This window comes from Sulfuracidifex tepidarius (genome assembly GCF_008326425.1).
GTDB lineage: Archaea > Thermoproteota > Thermoprotei_A > Sulfolobales > Sulfolobaceae > Sulfuracidifex > Sulfuracidifex tepidarius.
The window spans coordinates 1,626,737-1,649,502 of the sequence record NZ_AP018929.1; the positions used below are offsets into that span (position 1 = coordinate 1,626,737).

At 40.3% G+C, this 22,766-nt stretch carries 23 protein-coding genes, 3 tRNA genes and 2 pseudogenes; 21 read left to right on the forward strand and 7 right to left on the reverse strand.

Features of this window, described 5'->3' with window-relative positions; genetic code table 11:
* Positions 1 to 53: 53 nt before the first annotated feature.
* The 7 genes from IC007_RS08375 to IC007_RS08405 are packed head-to-tail and all read left to right on the forward strand — an operon-like array spanning position 54 to position 8,727.
* A complete protein-coding gene (locus IC007_RS08375; protein WP_054844876.1) occupies positions 54 to 308 on the forward strand; it encodes a DNA-directed RNA polymerase subunit H in 255 nt (84 codons plus the stop codon).
* Positions 305 to 3,697, forward strand: a complete 3,393-nt coding sequence (locus IC007_RS08380; protein WP_149528610.1) for a DNA-directed RNA polymerase subunit B — start codon at positions 305 to 307, stop codon at positions 3,695 to 3,697. Before IC007_RS08375 ends, IC007_RS08380 begins: the two co-directional genes overlap by 4 nt.
* On the forward strand, positions 3,690 to 6,338 hold the full coding sequence (rpoA1, locus tag IC007_RS08385) for a DNA-directed RNA polymerase subunit A' (protein WP_149528611.1): 2,649 nt from the start codon (positions 3,690 to 3,692) through the stop codon (positions 6,336 to 6,338). Before IC007_RS08380 ends, rpoA1 begins: the two co-directional genes overlap by 8 nt.
* 2 nt (positions 6,339 to 6,340) lie before the next feature.
* The gene (gene rpoA2, locus IC007_RS08390; RefSeq protein ID WP_054845186.1) at positions 6,341 to 7,516 is read left to right on the forward strand and encodes a DNA-directed RNA polymerase subunit A''; all 1,176 of its coding nucleotides are present in this window, start codon (positions 6,341 to 6,343) and stop codon (positions 7,514 to 7,516) included.
* A gap of 6 nt (positions 7,517 to 7,522) precedes the next feature.
* Positions 7,523 to 7,840, forward strand: a complete 318-nt coding sequence (locus IC007_RS08395; RefSeq protein ID WP_054844875.1) for a 50S ribosomal protein L30e — start codon at positions 7,523 to 7,525, stop codon at positions 7,838 to 7,840.
* A 1-nt stretch (position 7,841) separates the two neighbouring features.
* Positions 7,842 to 8,273, forward strand: coding sequence for a NusA-like transcription termination signal-binding factor (locus IC007_RS08400; protein ID WP_054845185.1), 432 nt, complete (start codon positions 7,842 to 7,844; stop codon positions 8,271 to 8,273).
* Positions 8,274 to 8,283: 10 nt separating this feature from the next.
* Complete coding sequence (locus tag IC007_RS08405; protein WP_054844874.1) at positions 8,284 to 8,727, forward strand: 30S ribosomal protein S12; 444 nt, start codon at positions 8,284 to 8,286, stop codon at positions 8,725 to 8,727.
* A 2-nt stretch (positions 8,728 to 8,729) separates the two neighbouring features.
* On the opposite strand, the gene IC007_RS08410 is transcribed toward IC007_RS08405, so the two are convergent.
* Complete coding sequence (locus tag IC007_RS08410; protein WP_054845184.1) at positions 8,730 to 9,185, reverse strand: bifunctional nuclease family protein; 456 nt, start codon at positions 9,183 to 9,185, stop codon at positions 8,730 to 8,732.
* A 73-nt stretch (positions 9,186 to 9,258) separates the two neighbouring features.
* Between IC007_RS08410 and IC007_RS08415 the strand changes: the two genes are divergently transcribed.
* From IC007_RS08415 to IC007_RS08435, 5 genes are all read left to right on the forward strand, one after another.
* Positions 9,259 to 9,843, forward strand: coding sequence for a 30S ribosomal protein S7 (locus IC007_RS08415; RefSeq protein ID WP_054844873.1), 585 nt, complete (start codon positions 9,259 to 9,261; stop codon positions 9,841 to 9,843).
* A 44-nt stretch (positions 9,844 to 9,887) separates the two neighbouring features.
* The gene (gene tuf, locus IC007_RS08420; protein ID WP_054844872.1) at positions 9,888 to 11,195 is read left to right on the forward strand and encodes a translation elongation factor EF-1 subunit alpha; all 1,308 of its coding nucleotides are present in this window, start codon (positions 9,888 to 9,890) and stop codon (positions 11,193 to 11,195) included.
* A gap of 53 nt (positions 11,196 to 11,248) precedes the next feature.
* Complete coding sequence (rpsJ, locus tag IC007_RS08425) at positions 11,249 to 11,557, forward strand: 30S ribosomal protein S10 (protein ID WP_054844871.1); 309 nt, start codon at positions 11,249 to 11,251, stop codon at positions 11,555 to 11,557.
* Between the two features lie 38 nt (positions 11,558 to 11,595).
* Positions 11,596 to 11,678 (forward strand) — tRNA-Ser (locus IC007_RS08430).
* A 51-nt stretch (positions 11,679 to 11,729) separates the two neighbouring features.
* Positions 11,730 to 11,806: transfer RNA gene (locus IC007_RS08435), tRNA-Met, on the forward strand.
* 2 nt (positions 11,807 to 11,808) lie between these two features.
* Here IC007_RS08435 and IC007_RS13845 read toward each other — a convergent pair.
* Together IC007_RS13845 and treZ are read right to left on the reverse strand one after the other, a co-directional pair.
* Positions 11,809 to 11,967 carry a hypothetical protein gene (locus tag IC007_RS13845; protein WP_232048880.1) on the reverse strand — a complete coding sequence of 53 codons (159 nt, stop codon included), beginning with the start codon at positions 11,965 to 11,967 and terminating at the stop codon, positions 11,809 to 11,811.
* A pseudogene (gene treZ, locus IC007_RS08440) lies at positions 11,964 to 13,499 on the reverse strand (malto-oligosyltrehalose trehalohydrolase); the annotation flags it as partial. The pseudogene treZ and the gene IC007_RS13845, both read right to left, overlap by 4 nt.
* 97 nt (positions 13,500 to 13,596) lie before the next feature.
* Here treZ and IC007_RS08445 point away from each other — a divergent pair.
* From IC007_RS08445 to IC007_RS08460, 4 genes are read left to right on the forward strand one after another with little or no spacing between them, the layout of a single operon-like run.
* The gene (locus tag IC007_RS08445) at positions 13,597 to 14,532 is read left to right on the forward strand and encodes a DUF1464 family protein (RefSeq protein ID WP_232048881.1); all 936 of its coding nucleotides are present in this window, start codon (positions 13,597 to 13,599) and stop codon (positions 14,530 to 14,532) included.
* Positions 14,514 to 15,407 carry a nucleotidyltransferase domain-containing protein gene (locus IC007_RS08450; RefSeq protein WP_054844869.1) on the forward strand — a complete coding sequence of 298 codons (894 nt, stop codon included), beginning with the start codon at positions 14,514 to 14,516 and terminating at the stop codon, positions 15,405 to 15,407. The genes IC007_RS08445 and IC007_RS08450 overlap by 19 nt, the downstream gene beginning before the upstream one ends.
* Positions 15,367 to 16,293 carry a triphosphoribosyl-dephospho-CoA synthase gene (locus IC007_RS08455; RefSeq protein ID WP_054844868.1) on the forward strand — a complete coding sequence of 309 codons (927 nt, stop codon included), beginning with the start codon at positions 15,367 to 15,369 and terminating at the stop codon, positions 16,291 to 16,293. Before IC007_RS08450 ends, IC007_RS08455 begins: the two co-directional genes overlap by 41 nt.
* 1 nt (position 16,294) lies before the next feature.
* The gene (locus IC007_RS08460; protein WP_084739548.1) at positions 16,295 to 16,726 is read left to right on the forward strand and encodes a metallophosphoesterase family protein; all 432 of its coding nucleotides are present in this window, start codon (positions 16,295 to 16,297) and stop codon (positions 16,724 to 16,726) included.
* 13 nt (positions 16,727 to 16,739) lie between these two features.
* Here the strand turns inward: IC007_RS08460 and rimI are convergent, their stop codons facing one another.
* Positions 16,740 to 17,246: a ribosomal protein S18-alanine N-acetyltransferase gene (gene rimI / locus IC007_RS08465; protein ID WP_054844867.1), complete on the reverse strand. Its 507-nt coding sequence runs from the start codon at positions 17,244 to 17,246 to the stop codon at positions 16,740 to 16,742.
* 44 nt (positions 17,247 to 17,290) lie between these two features.
* On the opposite strand from rimI, the gene coaBC reads away from it, so the two are divergent.
* Complete coding sequence (coaBC, locus tag IC007_RS08470; protein WP_054844866.1) at positions 17,291 to 18,517, forward strand: bifunctional phosphopantothenoylcysteine decarboxylase/phosphopantothenate--cysteine ligase CoaBC; 1,227 nt, start codon at positions 17,291 to 17,293, stop codon at positions 18,515 to 18,517.
* A gap of 31 nt (positions 18,518 to 18,548) precedes the next feature.
* Positions 18,549 to 18,622: transfer RNA gene (locus IC007_RS08475), tRNA-His, on the forward strand.
* Between the two features lie 30 nt (positions 18,623 to 18,652).
* Here the strand turns inward: IC007_RS08475 and IC007_RS08480 are convergent.
* Positions 18,653 to 18,814 (reverse strand): annotated as a pseudogene (locus IC007_RS08480) (putative integrase); the annotation flags it as partial.
* Positions 18,815 to 19,209: 395 nt separating this feature from the next.
* On the opposite strand from IC007_RS08480, the gene glmM reads away from it, so the two are divergent.
* From glmM to IC007_RS08495, 3 genes are all read left to right on the forward strand, one after another.
* On the forward strand, positions 19,210 to 20,574 hold the full coding sequence (gene glmM / locus IC007_RS08485; protein WP_149528614.1) for a phosphoglucosamine mutase: 1,365 nt from the start codon (positions 19,210 to 19,212) through the stop codon (positions 20,572 to 20,574).
* 1 nt (position 20,575) lies between these two features.
* A complete protein-coding gene (locus IC007_RS08490; protein WP_054845182.1) occupies positions 20,576 to 20,959 on the forward strand; it encodes a Trm112 family protein in 384 nt (127 codons plus the stop codon).
* 67 nt (positions 20,960 to 21,026) lie between these two features.
* Positions 21,027 to 21,449, forward strand: coding sequence for a DUF2153 domain-containing protein (locus tag IC007_RS08495; RefSeq protein ID WP_054845181.1), 423 nt, complete (start codon positions 21,027 to 21,029; stop codon positions 21,447 to 21,449).
* Positions 21,450 to 21,501: 52 nt separating this feature from the next.
* On the opposite strand, the gene IC007_RS08500 is transcribed toward IC007_RS08495, so the two are convergent.
* Positions 21,502 to 21,975: a hypothetical protein gene (locus IC007_RS08500; RefSeq protein WP_054844865.1), complete on the reverse strand. Its 474-nt coding sequence runs from the start codon at positions 21,973 to 21,975 to the stop codon at positions 21,502 to 21,504.
* Positions 21,976 to 21,991: 16 nt separating this feature from the next.
* Complete coding sequence (locus IC007_RS08505) at positions 21,992 to 22,675, reverse strand: orotidine 5'-phosphate decarboxylase / HUMPS family protein (protein ID WP_054844864.1); 684 nt, start codon at positions 22,673 to 22,675, stop codon at positions 21,992 to 21,994.
* Between the last annotated feature and the right edge of the window lie 91 nt (positions 22,676 to 22,766).

A 22,766-nucleotide genomic window follows, 5' to 3' on the forward strand; every position in this document is an offset into this window, starting at 1 on the left:
TAAACTCTTAAATGCTGGTTCTCTTTCTTTAAGATACATTTCTTGGTGAACTCATGAGAGCATCTTCTAGTAAAAAAATAGATCCACGTATACATTATCTTGTACCCAAACATGAGGTATTATCAATAGAGGAAGCTTTCACTATAATGAAAAACCTAGGCATAAAGCCAGAAGACCTGCCATGGATAAGAGCTTCAGACCCGGTAGTTAAATCGATAGGAGGAAAACCAGGAGATATTATTAAAATTACCAGAAACAGTAAGCTTACTGGAACTTCGATAGCATTAAGATATGTTATAAGTGGGTGAGTACAACGTCACAAACTAACTTAACTATAGACGAAAAATGGGTCATAGTAGAGGCTTACTTTAAGGCTAACGGTTTGGTTAGACAACATCTGGATTCGTTTAACGATTTCATTAGAAACAAATTACAAGAGATTATAGACGAGCAAGGTGAGATAGAAACCGAGATTCCTGGCCTGAAAGTCAAACTAGGTAAGATACGAATAGGAAAACCGAGGCTGAGAGAAGCGGATAGAGGGGATAGAGATATAACTCCAATGGAGGCTAGGCTAAGAAATCTTACTTATGCAGCTCCTTTGTATTTAACAATGATACCTGCAGAAAATAATATAGAAGGCGAACCGTCCGAAGTTTATATAGGAGATCTCCCGGTCATGCTTAAGTCTATAGCAGATCCTACTTCGCAACTATCTCCAGAAAAACTAATTGAGATAGGTGAAGATCCAAAAGACCCTGGAGGTTACTTCATTGTTAACGGATCTGAAAGGGTAATAGTAACACAGGAAGATCTGGCATCGAACAGAGCCTTAGTAGATAACGGAAAATCTAGCTCTAATGTTACACATACTGCGAAGATAATTTCCAGCACTTCAAGTTATAGAGTTCCCGTAACTATAGAAAGAATGAGAGATGGAACTGTTCAGATATCATTCTCAGCCGCGCCTGGAAGGATACCATTTGCTATCCTAATGAGGGCTTTAGGAATAAATACTGACCGTGACATTGTTTACGCTGTCTCCCTAGATAACGAAGTGCAGAATGAGCTTCTACCTTCCTTGGAACAAGCAAGTTCAATAAATAACACGGAGGACGCTCTTGATTTCATAGGCAATCGTGTAGCAATAGGTCAAAAGAGAGAGAGTAGAATTCAGAAAGCTGAACAAATTATAGATAAATACTTCTTACCTCATATTGGCACGTCTCCTGAAGACAGGCTAAAGAAAGCCTACTATCTAGCATCAAGCGTATCTAAGGTAATTGAGCTTTTACTTGGGAAAAGGGGACCAGACGATAAAGATCACTATTCCAACAAGAGGCTAAAGCTAGCAGGGGACTTGTTCGCTAGTCTATTTAGAGTTGCATTCAAGGCTTTCGTGAAAGATCTGAAATATCAATTAGAGAAGTCCAAGGTAAGAGGCAGAAGGCTAGCTCTAAATGCTCTTGTTAGACCTGATATAATTACTGAAAGAATCAGGCACGCTCTCGCCACAGGAAACTGGGTTGGGGGTAGGACTGGAGTAAGTCAGCTATTGGATAGAACTAACTGGCTTTCCATGCTAAGCCATCTTAGAAGGGTTATATCGTCTTTAGCTAGAGGACAGCCTAACTTTGAAGCTAGAGATCTTCACGGTACTCAATGGGGAAGAATGTGTCCATTTGAAACTCCAGAAGGTCCTAATAGCGGTCTAGTGAAGAACCTTGCATTAATGGCGCAGATCTCAGTAGGAATAAATGAGTCTATAGTAGAAAAGGTGCTCTACGAATTAGGAGTAGTTCAGATCAGTGATGTGATAAGGAAAATAATAGAGGAAGGAGAAGATCAAGAAACTTATTTAAACTGGGCAAAAATTTACCTTAACGGAAGGTTAGTAGGTTATTATCCTGATGGGAACGAGCTTGCGCAGAAAGTACGTGAAAGAAGAAGATCTAATGAATTAAGCGATGAAGTGAACGTTTCATTCATTTCTACAGAATTTATAAATGAGGTTCAGATAAACTGTGACTCGGGCAGAGTTAGAAGACCTCTAATCATAGTTAAGGACGGCAAACCTTTGGTTGATAAAAATGATGTGGAGAAATTAAAAGCTGGAGAAAAGACTTTCGATGATTTAGTAAAGGAAGGAAAAATAGAATATCTTGATGCTCAGGAAGAAGAAAACGCATATATAGCAATTGAACCTGAAAACTTAACAGTAGAGCATACACACCTAGAAATATGGGCTCCATCAATTCTTGGAATAACTGCGTCCATAGTGCCATACCCTGAACATAACCAGTCTCCAAGGAACACATATCAATCTGCAATGGCAAAGCAAGCCTTAGGTCTATATGCAGCCAATTATCAGTTGAGAACAGATAGTAGGGCCCATCTTTTACATTATCCCCAAAGGCCTTTAGTGAGCACGAGAATTTTAGATGTGATAGGTTATAATGAAAGGCCTGCAGGCAATAACGCTGTAATGGCGATAATGTCCTATACTGGATATAACTTAGAGGACGCAATAATAATGAACAAAACTTCCGTAGAGAGAGGAATGTATAGATCGACCTTCTTTAGACTTTACTCTACAGAGGAAGTGAAATATCCAGGAGGTCAAGAGGACACAATAGAATTACCTGAGGCAGGAGTAAAGGGCTATAAGGGAACAGAATTCTACAGGTCTTTAGAGGACAATGGTATAATTCAACCTGAAGTTGAAGTTAAGGGAGGAGATGTTCTAATAGGCAAGGTAAGTCCACCCAGATTTCTACAGGAGTTTAAGGATCTATCTCCAGATCAATCTAAGCGTGATACTTCAATAGTAACGAGACACGGAGAGGTAGGAATAGTAGACCTTGTACTTGTCACGGAGACTTCAGACGGTAATAAGCTGGTGAAGGTTAGGGTTAGAGACCTTAGAATTCCAGAGATAGGTGATAAGTTCGCCACAAGACATGGACAAAAAGGAGTAGTAGGAATGTTGATACCGCAGTATGATATGCCCTATACTACAAAGGGGGTTGTTCCAGACGTTATATTGAATCCTCATGCACTACCTTCCAGAATGACATTAGGTCAACTTATGGAAGCCGTAGCAGGGAAGTACGCTGCATTAACTGGAAATAAAGTAGACGCAACTCCATTTTATAAGACCCCTGTTGATAAACTCCAGGAAGATATATTCAAGAGCGGCTTCCTTCCCAATGGAATGGAAGTAGTTTATGATGGAAGGACTGGGCAGAAGGTGAAATCGAATGTATTCTTTGGAGTAGTCTATTACCAGAAACTACATCATATGGTAGCGGATAAGTTACACGCTAGAGCCAGAGGTCCAGTTCAGATTTTGACCAGACAGCCTACTGAAGGTAGAGCAAGGGAAGGCGGTCTAAGATTTGGTGAAATGGAAAGAGATTGTCTAATAGGTTACGGAACAGCGCTGTTAATAAAAGATAGGCTCCTAGATAATTCCGATAGATCTACAGTTTACATTTGTGATCAGTGTGGCTATGTAGGTTGGTACGACAGATCTAAAAACCGTTATGTATGCCCCGTACACGGAGACAAAACAAATCTATACCCTGTAACTATATCATACGCTTTTAAGCTCTTAGTACAAGAGCTGATGAGTATGGTGATATCACCTAGACTTGTTCTGGGCGACAAGATTTCCTTAGGTGATACGAATGAGTGAACATGAAAAAGTAATAAGAAAAATAAAGTTCGGAATAATCTCTCCAGACGAGATAAGGAAGATGTCAGTTACAGCAATAATTACATCTGATGTCTATGACGAAGACGGAACCCCAATAGAAGGAAGTGTCATGGACCCAAGATTAGGAGTTATAGAACCTGGGCAGAAGTGTCCTACTTGCGGGAATACTTTAGGAAATTGTCCAGGTCACTTCGGTCATATAGAGCTAGTACGTCCTGTGATACATATAGGCTTTGTAAAACACGTTTATGAATTCCTAAAGGCCACATGCGGAAGATGTGGTAGGCTCAAATTACCTCAGGACGATATTCTTAAGTATGAACGTATTTACAATGCTATAAAGAACAGATGGCCTTCAGCTGCGAAGAGGCTCAACGAACATATAAAGAAGACAGCAATGAAGGCTAATCAATGTCCTCATTGTGGAGCTAAGCAAATAAAAATCAAGCTGGATAAACCTTATAATTTCTACGAGGAGAGGACAGAAGGACTTCAAAGACTTACTCCGTCAGACATTAGGGAACGACTTGAGAAAATACCAGACTCAGACGTAGAGCTAATGGGATATGACCCAAAGACGAGTAGACCAGAGTGGATGGTTCTCACAGTTCTCCCAGTACCCCCTGTGACTATAAGACCATCAATCATGATTGAGAGCGGAATTAGGGCAGAGGACGATCTAACTCATAAATTAGTTGATATAGTCAGAATAAATGAAAGATTGAAGGAGAGTATCGATGCAGGAGCACCGCAACTTATAGTAGAGGATCTTTGGGACCTGCTACAGTATCATATCTCAACATACTTCGATAATGAAATCCCTGGCTTGCCACCATCTAAGCATAGGTCAGGAAGACCTTTAAGGACAATGGCACAGAGGCTGAAGGGCAAAGAAGGAAGATTCAGGGGAAATCTTTCTGGTAAGAGAGTAGACTTCTCTTCTAGAACTGTAATCTCGCCTGATCCAAACATAAGCATAGACGAGGTAGGTGTCCCTGAACATATTGCGAAGATGCTCACAGTTCCAGAGAGGGTAACTAACGCAAATATTGAAAGGATGAGGCAATACGTCATAAATGGACCAGAAGCATGGCCTGGAGCTAACTATGTAATAAGAAACGACGGGAGAAGGATAGACCTTAGATATGTGAAAGATAGAAAAGAATTTGCGTCAGCCCTTTCTCCAGGCTTTGTAATAGAGAGACATCTAATTGATGGTGATGTAGTAATCTTCAATAGACAACCTTCACTACACAGGATTTCCATGATGGGACATAGAGCTAGAATATTACCTGGGAGGACGTTCAGGCTAAACATATTGGTATGTGCTCCATATAACGCAGACTTTGATGGTGACGAAATGAATTTACATGTACCTCAGTCAGAAGAAGCCATAGCCGAAACTAAGGAGTTGATGATAGTACACAGGAATATACTCACACCAAGGTATGGAGGTCCTATAATGGGAGGTGGACAAGATTACATAAGCGGGGCTTATCTACTGACCGTGAAGACAACCCTACTAACCAAGGAAGACGTAATGAAGATATTAGGGGTAGTAGACTTCCATAAAGATATAGGAGAACCTGCAATTCTCTCTCCTAAGCCTCTGTATACTGGTAAGCAAGTGGTAAGTTTATTCCTTCCAGACGACTTCAACTTCCACGGCCAGTCTAATGTCTCAAGCGGACCCAGACTTTGCAAGGATGAGGACTGTCCTCACGACTCATACGTAGTTATAAAGGAGGGTAAATTGCTGGAAGGGGTGTTCGATAAGAAAGCCATAGGTAATCAACAGCCTGAAAGCATTCTTCATTGGCTACTGAGGGAATACCCAGAAGATTATGGACTGTGGATAATGGATAATTTGTTTAAAGCTTTCCTTAGATTTATCGAGATTCAAGGTTTTACAATGTCTTTGGATGACGTCACATTACCAGCTGATGCGACTAAGGAAATAGCTGAACAGTCAGATAAGGCTAAGAAGGAGGTAGAGAATTTAATTTTACAATATAACGAGAGAAAATTGGAACCAATACCTGGAAGAACATTAGAGGAAAGTCTTGAAAACTACATATTAGATGCTTTGGATAAGCTGAGAAATTCGGCCGGGGAAATTGCTACCAGGCACTTAGATCCATTTAACTACGCTTACATAATGGCAAGAACTGGGGCTAGAGGAAGCGTTCTCAACATCACTCAAATGGCTGCAATGCTGGGACAGCAGTCTGTTAGGGGAGAAAGGCTAACAAGGGGTTACATGCACAGAACTCTACCTCACTTCAAACCTTATGATATATCACCTGAAGCTAGAGGATTTGTCTATTCGTCCTTCAGAACCGGATTGAACCCAGTTGAAGTATTCTATCATGCAGCAGGAGGTAGAGAAGGTCTAGTTGATACTGCGGTTAGAACTTCACAGAGCGGATACATGCAGAGAAGGCTTATAAATGCTTTATCTGACCTCAGGGCGGAATATGATGGAAGCGTCAGAAGTCTTTACGGAGAATTGATTCAGTTAGCTTATGGTGAAGACGGAGTGTTTCCGATGCAGAGCGCTCATGGTAAGTCGGTAGATGTAAATAGGTTAATAGAGAGAGTAGTAGGGTGGAGGAAATGAATATGACTCCTGAAATTGAAAATTATCTAAAAGAGAGGCTATCTCAACTAGAAAAAATAGTTCCTCCTAAAATACTTCAGGACATAGAGAATGGCGTAAAGGCTAGCGATATAGATTTAACAAAAGAGGAAATAGATAAAATACTAAATCTTGCTATAGACGAATATGAGCGTGAGTTAGTGAATTCTGGAGAGTCAGTCGGAGTAGTTGCAGCTCAATCTATAGGAGAACCAGGGACTCAGATGACTCTGAGAACTTTCCATTACGCCGGTGTTAGAGAACTTAACGTTACTCTCGGTCTACCTAGATTAATAGAAATAGTTGACTCAAAGAAAACTCCTTCTACTCCAATGATGACGATTTATCTAACTGACGAGTATAAGACCGATCGAGACAATGCTTTAGATGTAGCAAAGAGACTCGAGTATACTAGAGTGGAGAACGTAGTAGGTTCTACGAGCATCGATATAGCTTCTATGTCAATAATTTTTGAATTTGATAAAGATATGTTATCAGATAAAGGTATAACATTAGATGATGTGAAAAAAGTCCTTTCCAAATTAAAGTTAGGAGATGTAACTATTGAAGATGTAGACGAGAATTCAATTTCAATTACGTTCAATGATGTAGATAGCGTAACTGCTTTGTTTAAAATGAGAGAGAAGATATTGAGTGCTAAAATTAAAGGTATTAAAGGAATAAAAAGGGCAATAGTACAAAAACGAGGAGACGAATTTGTAATTATAACTGATGGATCTAATTTGGAGGGAGTACTTTCAGTTAAAGGTGTAGATCAGAGTAGAGTTGAGACTAATAATGTCCATGAAGTGGAGGAAACGTTAGGAATAGAGGCTGGTAGAGAAATAATTATTAAGGAAATTAAAAGGGTGCTAGATGAACAAGGCTTAGATGTAGATATAAGGCATATAATGCTTGTAGCTGATATTATGACAAGAACTGGGATCGTAAGACAAATAGGTCGCCACGGAGTAAGCGGTGAGAAAACTAGTGTATTAGCAAGAGCAGCTTTTGAAGTAACCGTGAAACATCTACTTGACTCAGCGGCAAGAGGGGACATGGAAGAGTTTAGAGGAGTAGTAGAAAACATTATAATAGGGCATCCTATTAAACTGGGTACTGGTATGGTAGAATTAATGATGAAACCAAGTTTAGGGTGATATGTTATGTCTCAACAGTTAACATTTGAAGGGGAATTGAAAGTCCTCTTAAAGACGGGAAAGGTAGTAATTGGATCAAGGAATTGTCTCAAGATGTTAAAGACGGGAAAACTAAAAATGGTGGTAGTAGCTTCTACATTGCGCAGTGACATAAAAGATGATATAATCTATTTCGCTAAAATTTCTGGCATTCCTTTTTATGAGTATGGAGGAAGCGGATGGGATCTTGGGACTTTAAGCGGTAAGCCTTTCATGGTATCTGCTATGGGGATAGAGGATGAAGGCAGTTCTAGGATACTCGAGATAGGAAATAGGGGTGAATGAGCTGCCTGAAATAAGGCTAACTCCAGAGGAAATGCGATATATTTCTTTATTTCAGGATATTACTAAAGCTGCAGTTAAGGATTGCATTATAGATCAGGAGAATAATAGAATAATATTTCTTGTTGATAGCAAAGATATGGGTATGGCTATAGGGAAGAGTGGAATTAATGTAAAGAAATTAAAGAAATCCCTAGGAAAAGACGTTGAAATAGTAGCTTTCAGCGACAATCTAGACGATATGGTGAAATTTCTCATGTCTCCTGCGAGGGTTAGAAGTATAAGGCTGGTGAACAGTGATTCTAAGAAATCAGTTTACGTTACTGTAGATCCGCAAGATAAGGGTATTGCAATAGGCAAAAGCGGAAAGAACGTTGTAAGGGCTAAGCTAATTTTAAAGAGGTATATGGACATTGACAATGTGGTAATAGTTTAAGGTGGAGTGAATGGCAGGTAATAAGTCACCAAAGGGGATTTATGCAGCAAGGAAGTTGAAGCTTAAGAGGTTAAGATTCAGATGGAACCAAAGGAAGTTTAAGATAAGAATGCTGGCTTTAAAAGAAAAGTTTGATCCACTTGAAGGGGCACCGATGGCTAGAGGAGTAGTCCTGGAAAAGGTAGGTATAGAGTCTAGACAGCCCAACTCAGCAGTAAGAAAGTGTGTCAGGGTTCAGTTGGTTAAGAACGGTAGAGTAGTCACTGCTTTCGTTCCTGGAGACGGTGGAGTTAACTTCATTGATGAACACGATGAAGTGGTAATTGCAGGGATAGGCGGGACTTTAGGGAGGTCAATGGGAGACCTGCCGGGAGTCAGGTTTAAGGTAATTATGGTAAACGGAGTTTCGTTGGACGCATTGTATAGAGGAAAGAAGCAAAAGCCCTCTAGGTAATTCTACTCTTCCCCGTTTCTATTTTCCCTTTCTTGTTCATCTACTAACTCCTTTTTGACGTAAATTGGTTTTTTAGTCAGTAAGCCGAGGTAAATCGCATGGCTCGGGATCATCCTTTTTTCTATCAAGATGGAGTTACCAAAGTTTATTTCTATTGTTGCTGAATAAACTCCAATTTTATCATTTAAATCGTTTATAATGACTCTATTTATATGATTCTCTAAATCCTGTCTTAGTTCTGGAACGAAATTGAGGATATCAAATATATTTTCTCTATCATCCAAAACTCCGTCCTTATTGTTTAATTTTCTTATAGCGAAAACAATTTCTGGGGTGACATTAGATAACATGAACTGTCTATTATCTTCTAAGTAGCATATTATAGCAGGTGAATTATAAATGGGTATAAAGAACGCATCTATGTTTATGACTTTCGATAGGTTTTCATTGTTATTCATACTCTCCATATTCACCTTAGTCTTTCATAAACTTAAATATCCAGCCAATTGACTTATAGTTTGGTAAGAGTAGATGGAATCAGCGGAAATCACGCCCGTTTCAATAAAGGTTTTTGGAAAATGGGATACTAAAGTAGAGATTAGGGATCCTAGCTTAAAGAGATATATTCCATTAATGCCGACCTATCTACCTCATTCAGGAGGCAGGCATGAGCATAGGAGGTTCGGAAAATCCCGAATATCGATAGTAGAGAGGCTAGTCAATAACGTAATGAGACCAGGTAGAAATAAGGGTAAAAAACAACTAGCATACAATATTGTTAAAATGACCTTTGATATTATCCATGAGAGAACAGGAGAAAACCCTTTACAAGTGCTTGTTAGAGCTATAGAAAATAGCTCTCCACGTGAAGAGGTTACTAGAATAATGTATGGAGGAATAGTGTATTATGTTGCAGTAGACGTAGCTCCACAGAGGAGGGTAGACATGGCTTTGAGACACTTAGTGACAGGAGCTAAGGACTCTTCTTTCAATAATCCTAAGCCTATTGAAGAAGCACTTGCAGACGAGATCATAGCAGCTTTCAATAACGATAACAAAAGCTTCGCAGTAAAGAAGAAGGAGGAAATAGAAAGAATAGCTCTAAGCTCTAGGTAAATTTTTATTACCTGCAGTATAGAAGGCTTAAGAGTGTGTGATAAATGTCGCAAAAGCCTCACCTTAATTTGATCGTAATAGGGCATGTAGATCACGGTAAAAGTACGTTAGTCGGAAGGCTGTTAATGGACAGGGGTTTCCTTGACGAAAAGACAGTGAAAGAAGCCGAGGAAGCAGCAAAGAAGCTTGGGAAAGAAACTGAGAAATACGCCTTTCTTCTAGATAGACTTAAGGAAGAGAGAGAAAGAGGCGTAACAATAAACTTAACTTTCATGAAATTTGAGACTAAGAAGTACTTCTTCACTATTATAGACGCTCCCGGGCATAGGGACTTCGTCAAGAACATGATCACTGGCGCAAGTCAGGCTGATGCTGCAATTCTCTCGATTTCAGCAAAGAAGGGTGAATTCGAGTCTGGAATGAGCGCAGAAGGACAGACTAGGGAACATATCATCCTAGCTAAGACTATGGGAATTGATCAGATGATAGTAGCAGTAAACAAGATGGATTTGACTGATACTCCTTACGACCAGAAGAGATTCAATGAAGTTGTAGACACTTTGACAAAGTTCATGAAGGGATTCGGTTTCAACATGAGCAAGGTCAAGTTCGTTCCAATAGTAGCTCCAACTGGGGAGAACGTAACTAAACGCTCAGAGCATATGCCATGGTATAATGGACCTACAATTGAAGATTGTCTAGATATGTTAGAAGTCCCTCCGAAACCCGTTGACAAGCCTCTGAGGATTCCAATTCAGGAAGTATACTCCAAGTCAGGTGTAGGAACAGTTCCAGTCGGAAGAGTAGAAACTGGTGTGCTTAAAGTAAACGACAAGATAGCTTTCATGCCCGCAGGAAAAGTAGGTGATGTGAGATCAATAGAGACCCACTATACAAGAATAGAGAAAGCTGAACCAGGAGACAACATAGGCTTCAACATTAGAGGTGTAGATAAGAAAGATATAAAGAGAGGAGATGTAGCGGGTCACCCAGATAAACCTCCAACAGTAGCTGATGAGTTCACAGCAAGAATAATAGTTGTATGGCATCCAACAGCTCTTCCCGAAGGTTATACCCCAGTCCTCCACTTGCACACGGCTAGCGTAGCATGTAGAATATCTGAGATAGTATCAAAGCTAGACCCTAAGACCGGTAAGGAAGTAGAAAAGAATCCAAAGTTCATAAAGCAGGGAGACGTAGCTATAGTTAAGATGAAGCCAATAAAGCCTTTATGTGCTGAGAAGTTCAATGAGTTCCCAGCTTTAGGAAGGTTTGCAATGAGAGATATGGGTAAGACAGTAGGAGTAGGAGTTATAAACGATGTAACTCCCGCAAAAATAGAAATCAAATAAAGGGAAGTATAATCTTTTATTTCCCGTTTTCTTTTTAGTTGAGGTGCAATATTATGCCTTCTAAAGCCAGGATTAGACTTTGGAGTACCAATGTAAAAGATCTTAACTACGTTGTAGGACAAATAAAGAACATAGTGGATAAGACAGGGGTTAGCATGAGAGGTCCAGTTCCCCTACCAACTTCTACAATGCAAGTTCCGATAATGAGACTTCCTCACGGCGAGGGACATAAAAAATGGGAGAAATGGGAGATGAGGATGCATAAGAGAATCATGGATATAGCTGCAGATGAACGAATAATGAGACAACTCATGAGAGTAAGAGTACCAGAAGATGTATATATAGAGATCGAATTGATCTGAAAAAACGTTTTAACCTCTATTACATTTTTTAAAGGAGTGCCGGGATGCCCGAGCGGTTAAGGGGGTGGCCTGGAGAGCCATTGGGGGCAACCCCACACGGGTTCGAATCCCGTTCCCGGCGTACGTCAAACTTTTAAGCGTTTACTACATTCTACACTTGGCGAGGTAAAATAGCGAGGTAGGCCAGCCTGGTAGGCCGCAGGGCTCATAACCCTGAGGTCCCTGGTTCAAATCCAGGCCTCGCTACCATTTCAATTAATGTGCTTGTCTCCCTCATGGTGTATTCTTGTCCATTTTCCTGTATTTTCCCGTGTTTGAAAAGTGGTTTTCCCTCTTCTTTTCTCACCTTTAATTCTTTGGAGAAGAAATTCAACGTACATCTTATATTTCCCCTTTGAAATTGTATCCATCCATCTCCGTAACCTATCTTGACTTTTCTATCGCACTTATTAGTAATGAAATTCCTCCTTATACTGATCAAGGTTATGTAAGCACTCAGTAACTCATTGTCAATCTTCCAGCTTAGTTTAGACGACATGAAAGTTGATTCAGCTTGTGGATCAGTTGTCTGTCCATTGTCTTTTTTCCTTCCTTCTCTTACTCCTTGTATTATAGAAGAATCTGAAAAGTCAGAGAAATATAAAAATGGATTAGTTTCTCCGTACTCTTCCCCCATGAATAACATTGGGATATAAGGCGAGAGAATGTATAAGGCAGCCATCGCTACGTTCTTCTCTTTATCAACAAGAATCGAGATCCTCTCTCCATTACCTCTATTCCCTACCTGATCATGATTTTGGATGTATACTATGAAACGACATCCGTCCAAATCGCCTACCTTAGCGCCGAATACTTTATCCCTGAAAGGTGAGTAAACTCCATCATAAACAAAGACGTCATTGAGGCTCTTAATTACGTGATCTAATTTCCCAAAATCCTGATAATATCCATCTCTCTCTTTCGTAACATAAGAATGGATTGCATGATGAAAGTCATCAGTCCATTGAGAATCTATACCATAACCACATTGAGCCTTTTCCCTCACTATCTTGGGATCGTTTAAATCACTCTCAGCTATAACAATTTTACCCATCTGATGTACCTTCTCAGCTATTTCTTCAAGAATGTTAACTGGTGACATGTCGAAAATTGCATGTATAGCATCCAGCCTGAAACCGTCAATGTCAAAGTATTTGATCCAATACTCTACATTAGATAATATCATTTCCCTTACCATATCGCTGCCTTTGCCATCCAGGTTGAAAGATAACCCCCAAGGTGATCTGTACACAGAGGAGAAATAAGGACCTAATTTACCCAGGTAGTTCCCTTCAGGCCCAACGTGGTTGTAGATAACGTCTAACAGGATAAACATGCCTCTTTTGTGAACTTCATCTACCATCCTCCGGAAGGAGTAAGGTCCGCCGTAAGAGTTCTGAACGGCGAATAGGAAAGTCCCATCATATCCCCATCCTCTATTCCCTGGGAACTGACCTATTGGCATTATCTCTATTACGTTTACTCCTAGTTCCTTTATGTAATCTAATTTCTCTATCACCCCGTCGAAGTTTCCCTTTTCTGTAAATGTCCCTACGTGTACCTCGTAAATGACCATGTCGTCTTTTCTGATATTCCGTTTCGAAAACCTTTCCTCCAGATCTATGACTTCAGAAGGTCCATGAACACCTTCAGGTTGAAATCTGGAGAACGGATCTGGAATCTTCTCGCTCCCATTAGTTTCTATTAAATATCTAATTCCTGGTCTGAAGTCAGCCTCTCCTTCAAAAATACCTCTGTCTTTTCTATCCAACTCAATTTTAGTCCCATCTGTCGTGATTATAGATATCTTATTTATATTAGGAGCCCAATAAGAGAATTCAATTTTATTCCCAACTTTTTTATGACCGAATAGCATCACTAAACATGAAATAATCAGCTCCATGTTACTTAAGTTTTGTAAAGGTATGCCAAGATATAGCTACTCTTTTATATGAAAACGAATTACGATCATCTAAATGATGATATAAATAAAACTATGATTGAGTGATATAGCGAGGCAGCCACTGATGTTATTTGCGGGAGTTGATCCAGGAAGTGAGAGCTATGCTTTCTCTATCATTAATGAAGTTGGAAATCAGGTTTCATATTTCGAGATTCCTACGCAGTCAATACCGCATTACTCTCTTTCTGCAGTGCGTAGGCTTTTGGATTACAAGCCTTACTGTATAGCTCTACCTTCAGGCCATGGTCTTCCCCTCGTCAGGGGTAACCAGTTAAACGACGAATATATAGCACTTCTCACACTTTCAAAGTCTAAGGAAGGCCCTCTTCATTCGATATTGAATGCGTTCAGGTTCATGATAATTAATTCCTTCACTATTCCCTCCGTTGTAGAAATTGAATCGGTTCCGATTTACAGGAAGATATGGATAGATATGGGTACAGCAGACAAGGTAGCATCAGCATTCTTTTATAGGGCTTACTTGTCGCTTTCAGACTTCGTGCTTTTAGAGATGGGTAGACACTTTTCTTCCATAATGGTAGTCAAGGATGGTAAAATCATAGACGGGTTTGGAGGGACCGTGATACCAGGTCTAGCTTCGCCTGGAGCCATAGATGGAGAAGTTGTCTATCTGCTTAATAAGGCAGGAATTTCCGTGGATAAAGAAACTATTTATTCAGGTTCAAACGAGGAAAGATCAATAGAGATCTTAGAGATGATTTCTTCTTCCCTTGCCCATAAATACGATAGCAAAATAATAGTCTCTGGTCCTGCTAAGGATAAGATATCTATCGGAGAGAAAATGAACCTTCCTTTTAAAGAAGCAGCTATTGGATCTGCAATGATAGCGTCTGGGATATGTGGATACGCTTATAGAGATTACATTGATATGCTTAAAAGTAACGGTAATCCTGTTTCGTTCATGAGGTTGAAGGGATGGGACGAAGTTGTTTCTTGGATAAAGACGTTGTGATAGATAAAGAAGGGAAAGGCATCTTCCAAGTCATAACGAACTATGATACAGCCAGGATGGGTTTCGTTTTCGCAATGCTGAAATATGAAAGAAATCAAAGCGGGTTGTGGAGAGGATACAGTAGAGTTCTGAAGAACTACGGGGTACATAATCTTGTTAAATTACCTCAAAAATTTGAATATCAACCATGTTTAGATGTAAGTTTTCCTATAGTCTATTCGTCAGAGATAGGAAAGCATCTAAAACCAGAAGAGGGGTTAGATAAAGTAATTAAGGGAAGAGTTAAGGAGGAGTTCTCAGATGTAATACTTTCCATAGTGGATACTGTGGGATCTAGCGGACTAGGGATCGGAGGATCTATACTTACTGGTTTATATCATGGGAACTCCGACATAGACGTAATAGTATATGGAAAGAGATCCTTAGAGGTTTACTTTTCCATGAGCCTCACGCCTGACAAGGAGTGGATCATCGAGACCTCTAGAAATTACGGAATATCATTAGAACAGGCCAGAGAGCTTTACGATCCTAGAAGAAGGGGAATTATGATGGGTAAAAAGGTCTCAGTAAACTTCGTTGATGAGAGAACCCAAAAGCTGTGTGATAACGTTTGCGTACAGAAGGGTAAAGTTAGCTTTGAAGCTTCAGTTGAAAAGGAACAAATTGAAGCTCTGTTCTATCCTTCCATAGTCAAATGCGATGGAAGCTCAGACTTGAAGATAAGTGAGATAGTTTCTTACGAAGGAATTTTTTCGTCTCTCCTATTTAATGGAGGAAGATTCCATGTTGAAGGGGTCTTGATGGAGTGCGATGACGGGAATAAGGTGATAATAGGTGACAGGAACTTTAGAGGAAATATTAGAAGAGTTATGTGAGGAGGTCTCTCTAATTCTAGCTTCGTCCTCTTTAGAGGAGGCGTTAGTGAACAAACCAGGCAATGCGTCACGAAGGAAGGACATAAGGTCGGTAACATATATCTCGGTTCAGCAGAGTTCACTCTATCTCTCGTCAATATATAAGAAGGCATGTGTGATGGGGTATGCAGGCAGAGGCAAACCAATTTTCTCTCTTCTGGATCCAGCTAGATTCAGTTCCATTTTTGGCAGAGGGTTTGCGTTATTCGGTACCGCCATAACTCTTTTGCCGGTTTCCTTTGCGGCAATTCAGGTATCGAGCATAGACGAATTGATGGGAAAACTCAAGTCGCTAGTTCTTCTTCTTGACGAAAAGGAAGGGGAAGCTTTCATTCTCTCGCTCAGGTCAATGAATCCGTCATATAAGGGTAGATTAACGGGAGATATGGACATCGGCTCTATAGAGGGCAAGACCTTACGTGAAATTCTGCTTTACTCTTCTAACTTCGACGAAGTAGCAAGGAATATTGTTCATGGATATTACCTAACTTATCTGGGGTATAATGCGATAAAAGAACAAAAATGTGATTCCTTTGAACTGAACGTAAGACGGGCGTTCTTCAAGGTACTATCGTCTCAGCCGGACACTTTGATCATGAAGAAATACGGGGCCCATGTATCAATCGAAATATCAAAAATGGCATCTCATATGAGTGAGTGCCCCTCCTGCGAGGAAATTGAGAACATGGACAAATACATGACGGAGAACGGGTTTAACCCTGGATCCACCGCAGATATAATAGCCTCTTCAATAGCTTTCTATCACTTAGAGAGGTGGTTCAGAGATAAGGCTATTGATGGTATCCGGCTTCCCCTGCCTAAGGGGTGCGATAGAGCAGGTAAATAGGTTGAACTTCGATGAGACAATAGGCCTTGGGGATATAGAATGTCCTCAACTCTTCAGAAACTTCCACGGAATACTTGGAGAGATGGACTCAGTGCATACATTCAAAGAGATGGATAGAAAAGGCATGCTCATCAAGGACCGCTTTTCTGTACTTTCGATAGACTTCTCAACGCATTATGTGATGTCTCACTTTCCACCATTAGGGTCTCACACCGGAAACATAATCGGAAAAGAGGAGGGTAACTCCAAAGTTACTGCGTCTTTGCTGAAAAATAAACCCAAAATTCTATTTCACGGTCATAGCGAGGCACAAGGAATAGGTGAGATAATGGGAACTACTGTTGTATCTGTAGGAAGTCTTCTACGAGGCCATTATGTTATATTTGAAACTGATAACTTAGCGTTTGAACTCGGCAATCTCACATTTTCTTGAAATTATCATGTTTTTAAAGGAGTGAAGCTGCCATCAAATAAGCGTCTTCGCCGTCAGCGTAATATCCCCTCAAGAGTTTGACTTTCTTATATCCGTTCTTTTCATACATACCGATGGCATTATCATTGCTTACTCTCACCTCAAGGTAAACCTCTTCTGCCTTGTATTTTTCTTTCATAGCTTTCATAGATTCTCTGAGGAGAGCAGTTCCTATTCCCATCTTTCTGTAAGGACTTTCTACAGCTATGGAAACTATGTGCCCTTTCTTTACAATTGAAGGTATTTGCTTGAAGTTACTGAAGCCCCATTCTATTCTAGGCATAACGTAACCAACCACATTATAATTTACAAGCCCCACAAAGAACGCTAACCCGTATTCCTTCAAATGTTCTACGAAGAAGTAATGTGGATAGTTTTCTGGTAGCGAGTCTCTGTTAATTCTGATTATTTGTTCTACGTCGTCCATTCTTGCGTTCCTTATTGTGAAGGACGAGCTTTTGTTGAATTCTGCAAACTCCACAGATTACGTTTTTATTGGAAGCTAATATATATGTGTCTGATCCAATGGTACACCCTTCTAAGAAAATATTGCAAAGCAGAGGTCAATTATTCGGTAAACGCATCGTTTTGGGAGTAACTGCCAGTGTTTCCCTGTATAAGTCTTTGGATCTAGCTAGAGATTTGATGAGAAATGGGGCCGACATACACGTTGTCATGACTAGGGCAGCAGCGAAGCTAATTTCCCCCGAGATGTTTCGTTGGGCAACGGGGAACAACGTCGTGACAAAAATAACTGGAGAGATAGAACACGTGGAGCTCTCAGAGATGGACTCGATGGTAATAGCCCCTGCTACGATGAATACTTTAGTAAAGTTAGCTTACGGTATTTCCGACAACTCAGTATTACTGACTGCAATGAACTTTCTTGGAGAAAAGAAGACGGTATTTGTTGTCCCAGCCATGCATTTATCTATGTATCAGACTAACCAGTTGAATGAAGCAATACAGAAGCTTAGAGAAGACGGAATTGTAGTGCTTAAGCCTTACCTCAGAGAAGATGTTGCGCATTACCCAGACATTCCTCTAATGACTTGGGAAATATCCAGCGTATTGTTGAGAGGAAAAGACTTATCCAATTATAAGATCTTGGTTACTGCAGGTCCAACTAGAGAGTTCATGGATCCTGTGCGATTCATTAGTAACCCCAGTAGCGGAACTATGGGTGTAGCTATCGCTAATGAGGCGTACTTTAGAGGTGCTTCTGTTAGGCTTGTTCATGGACCACTGTCCACTCATCTGTCGCCTGTGATGTGGGACAGGAGAGAAGTTAGGACTACTCAGGAAATGATGGAAGAGGTGAAACGTGGGGTAGAAGAGGGATTCTCTATAGTGATACTAGCAGGCGCTCCTGCCGATTTCTCTTTCTCTACCAAGTTTGAAGGTAAGATAGATACCCATGGAGAAATCCCTAAGTTAGAGTTGACTAAAACTCCTAAGATATCTTCTGTCGCAGTAGGTAAAGCTTTCGTTGTTGGCTTCTCAGCAGAGACTGTGAACAGTGAGGTAGAGTTATTGGAGAAAGCCAAAGCTAAGATGAATAGACACGGCTTTGATATCATCATTACAAATAACGTATCGAGAAGCGACATAGGCTTTAACTCTACTCAAAACGAAGTTACGGTCATTACTAAGAAGAGACAGATCAAGCTTGATAAGGATGATAAAGTAATTATAGCCAGAAGAATTTTAGATATAGTAAAGGACGAGGTAGAAGAAGGTAGAAGAGTTTAAAAATTATTAAGAAGTTAGTTTTAATGGCGTGGCTCGAGTAGCTCAGCTTGGGAGAGCGCTGGGCTGTGGACCCAGAGGTCCCGGGTTCAATCCCCGGCTCGAGCCCTGTATTAGGGGGGTACCCCCTAAGACCCCCGATTTCAATTTCTCGTAAGTTTGAACCACGTCAGCTAAAGGACCAATGTAACGTTCCTTTGCGTTACCGTCCTCATACTCTAGCTTGTAAACGTAATACCTACCTTTCCTTTCCCTCAAGATGTAATCCCCGAATTTATAGCGGCGTTGTTTTTCCCTCATTTTCACGCCTAGTATTATGGTTGTCAAAAAAACACGTTTATAAAAGTTGGCAACACGTCAATTTTTGCCTACAAAAAGTATAGTTGAAATGAGATAGAAAAGAATCCTCAGTAGTAATAGTAAAAAAGTAGTATTACTTATCGTAATCTGTAAAGTGTGAAATGTGCTATGATATTGCGGGTCATTCAGGAGTCAATCACGAATTCAGTTTATTTATCGAAATAGAACGAATTTAATTGAACACTCTTACATGGACTGGGCAAGGATTCGAGCTTAACAATTTCCTTTATTTAATCTATTTTTACCATAATTACAATTTGCAATGGAAACCTGAATCGTCCATACTGGATGAAAAGCTACAATACCCTTAAAAGTTTCAGTATAAGTACTAATATATGGGTAAATTATTCGGTACTGACGGAGTAAGAGGTATTATAAACAAAGAGTTAACAGTGGATTTAGCGCTTAAGTTAGGCAAGGCAATTGGAACTTATTTCGGTAAAAACTCTAACGTTATGATAGGTAGGGATGCACGAGCAGGGGGAGACATGTTCATGAGGGTCGTTGAAGGCGCGTTGCTTAGTACTGGAGTCAATGTGTATGAAGCTGGATATGGAGCTACTCCTGCTTTACAGTACGGAGTGAAGACATTGGGATACGATGGTGGAGTGATAGTAACTGCGAGTCATAATCCTCCAGAATACAACGGAATAAAGGTACTTTCTAACCAAGGTATAGAAATAGAGAGGGAAGAAGAGAAGAAAATAGAGGATATATACTTCGAGGATAGGTTCAACTCCTCGGATTGGACGTCGCTTAAGTACGACGTGAGAAAAGAAACTAGGGTTCTTGACACTTATGTTAAGGGGGTCCTCTCTCACGTTGACGTCGAAAAGATCAGAAAGAAGAACTACCGTGTTCTTATAGACTCAGCTAACAGCGTAGGTGGATTGGCAACCCCGATTGTCGCTAGGGAACTCGGATGCAGGGTGTTCACGCTGAACGGTAATTTGGATCCTCTATTTCCAGCCAGATACCCAGAGCCTACCTTCGAGTCCATACACGATACTGCAGAGGTAGCTAAAGTACTGAAGGCAGATCTTGGCGTGACTCATGACGGCGACGCAGATAGGGCAATCTTCATAGACTCACAAGGTACAATACAATGGGGAGACAGGAGTGCATCCCTTCTCTCTTATTGGGCACATGTGAAGAATCCAAACCTACCTCCTAGGGTATTCACGGCGGTCTCCAGCTCCAGTTTGGTGGAAGAATTTCTCTCGAAGTTCGGTCTCGAGGTAAGGTGGACTAAGGTAGGAAGTGTTGATATAGCCCACACTTTGATGAAAGAGAAGGGTGTAGCAGGGTTCGAAGAAAACGGGGGCTTCATGTACCCTCCCCACCAGTACGTAAGGGATGGGGCTATGTCAATGGCTTTAATGCTTGAACTCATGGCGAGCGAAAACGAGTCCTCAGCTTCACTTTTCGACAGATTACCCAAATACTATCTAGTGAAGACTAAGGTAAGGCTAACAGACAACATCGACGTTGAGAAGATATATAAAGAAATTGAAGATAAATACACTAACTCTGGTAAAATATTAACAATTGACGGAGTGAAAGTTACAGCTAGCGACTATTGGTTCCTTGTAAGAAAGAGCGGTACAGAACCGATAATAAGGGTTTTGGTTGAGGCTAAGGATCAATCAAAAGCTTCAAAAATAGCGGAGGAACTTGTGTCCTTCGTAGGTGGAAGCTGAAGTGAAATATAAATTAATGGACGTCCTCGCATGTCCTATTTGCAAGAACTTCCCGCTTAAATTAAAGGTATTTTCTGAGAAGGAGGTAGAGAGGATGATAGAAGGTAACAAGCCTCTCTGTGAGCTTTATTGTTCCTTCAAAGACGTGGCAGTCAAAAGCCTAGAGAACGCTCCATGCGAAGAGTGCATCAGAAAGGAGATAGTGGAGGGCATAATAGTCTGCGAGAAATGTGGGAGATGGTATCCCATAGTCGATGAAATACCTAGGATGTTGCCGGACGGACTGAGAAAGAAGAACGATGACATTAAGTTTCTCAGGGAACATGAAAAATATCTTAGTGAAGATGTGAAAACTAAGGGTCTTCCATTTAACCTTTCACAGTGATTGCGAGTTCAAGGAATGAAACTAGTATTTATTAAGTGTGAAGCAGATAGTCTATCTGGTGTCTAGTTTGGAAAATACATTCCTTAATAACTTGGACGAATGGATAAAGATGCAAAAGAACCTTCTAGCAACCCTGAAGGACATGGAGAACAAACAGCCCACGAGCGACATGGACAGGCTAGATTTAGTTTTGGCTTCCAGGACAGCGTTTCAGCACATGATAAGGACTTTGAAGGCCTTCGACCAATGGCTTCAAGATCCTATGGTTATAAGGCATATGCCAGAAGAGATGTTACAAGACGTGAAGAACAATAGCTGGAAGCTTTTGGAACAACTATTGGAGCTCGATATAAGGCATACTAGTCAATTTAGGGAGCTAATAACTAAGCTTGGAAAAGACGGAAAGCTTGATCCGTTAATTTGGGCTCGTGTGGTTGCAGAAGAAAATCAACAGCCACAAGAAAGAAGAAGTCCACTTTCCACTATCTAATTAGTATAACTTTTTATGTTATATATTATTTTTAAAAATTTATTTCAGTTTCTTATCTTCTTCCATTCCTTAGCCTTCTTTCATTTCTCATCTTTAGATTATATTCCTCGTCAATAGCGTTCACTTTCACTTTCAAGTCATTTATCATAGAGTCTAACTTGGACTTCAGCTCTTCGTCAATTTGAGACTTTTCTAGGAACTCTTTGCCATCATTAGAAAGAGATAATTTCTTTGTCTTCAGATCGTTTTCGACGAAACCTAGGTATAGTAAAGAAGTTATGTCTTCTTTCAATGAATGGCTGAACGTGTTGTTACCTATGTTATTGAACTCATATCCTAGGTCTAGACCTTTCTCTTTCATTTCGGCTATGAGCGTAGTCAACGCTTTCTCCGATACTCTTTCCATTCTATTAATAATGTAAAGAAGATTAAGCTTCCTCTTATCTTCGTTGACAATTGTGGGGTTTATTACTTGTTTACTCGATATCTTCAGATCCTTGGATTTCTGAGTAGGCTGAGAAGACACTTAATACACCTATTACCTATTGTCTTTTCTCATTTATTATGTTAACTATCTCAGCGGTAGCAGAGTACGGATCGCTTTTCCTTGTGATAGCTCCTCCTACGACAAAGATATTTATAGGTAAATCTATGAGAGACTGTATCCTTTCCTTGTTCAGTCCGCCGGCGACAGAAACAATCACATTCATTTCTGAGATTTCCTTGATCTCCTTGGTCATGTTTGCTACAGTTATACCTCGTGTTTTCTGTACATCTAGACCTACGTGAAGTCCTATGATATCAACGCCAAGGGATTTAAGTTGTTTCGCTCTTGAGACTACGTTTTCCACGTTAATCAGGTCCGCTTGTACTAATATCCCAAGCTCAGATGCCTTCTGTACTGCAGATCTGATTGTAGAATCGTCCATTATGCCTAGAACTGTCATGATGTTAGCTCCACCTTCCTTTGCTACAATTGCTTCCACATCTCCTGCGTCTGCTGTCTTAGTATCAGCAAGCATAATTCTATCTCCTACCGTTTCTTTGATTTTTCTCATGCCTTCAATTCCGCATGACTTTACCAGGGGAGTTCCTACTTCTATTATGCTAGCTCTTGCCTTCACCGAAGCCTCAGCAACTTTGATTGCGTCCTCAATTCTGATAAAGTCCAACGCTACTTGAAGGTTCTTTCCTTTCTTTAGGGAATCGAATAACTCGCTCTTCATACGCCTAGTGAATTCTACATGTTAATAAATGAAGCTATCAATAAATGACTTTTTATTTTGTGGATTAATTCCTTCATTACTGTGGTTATTG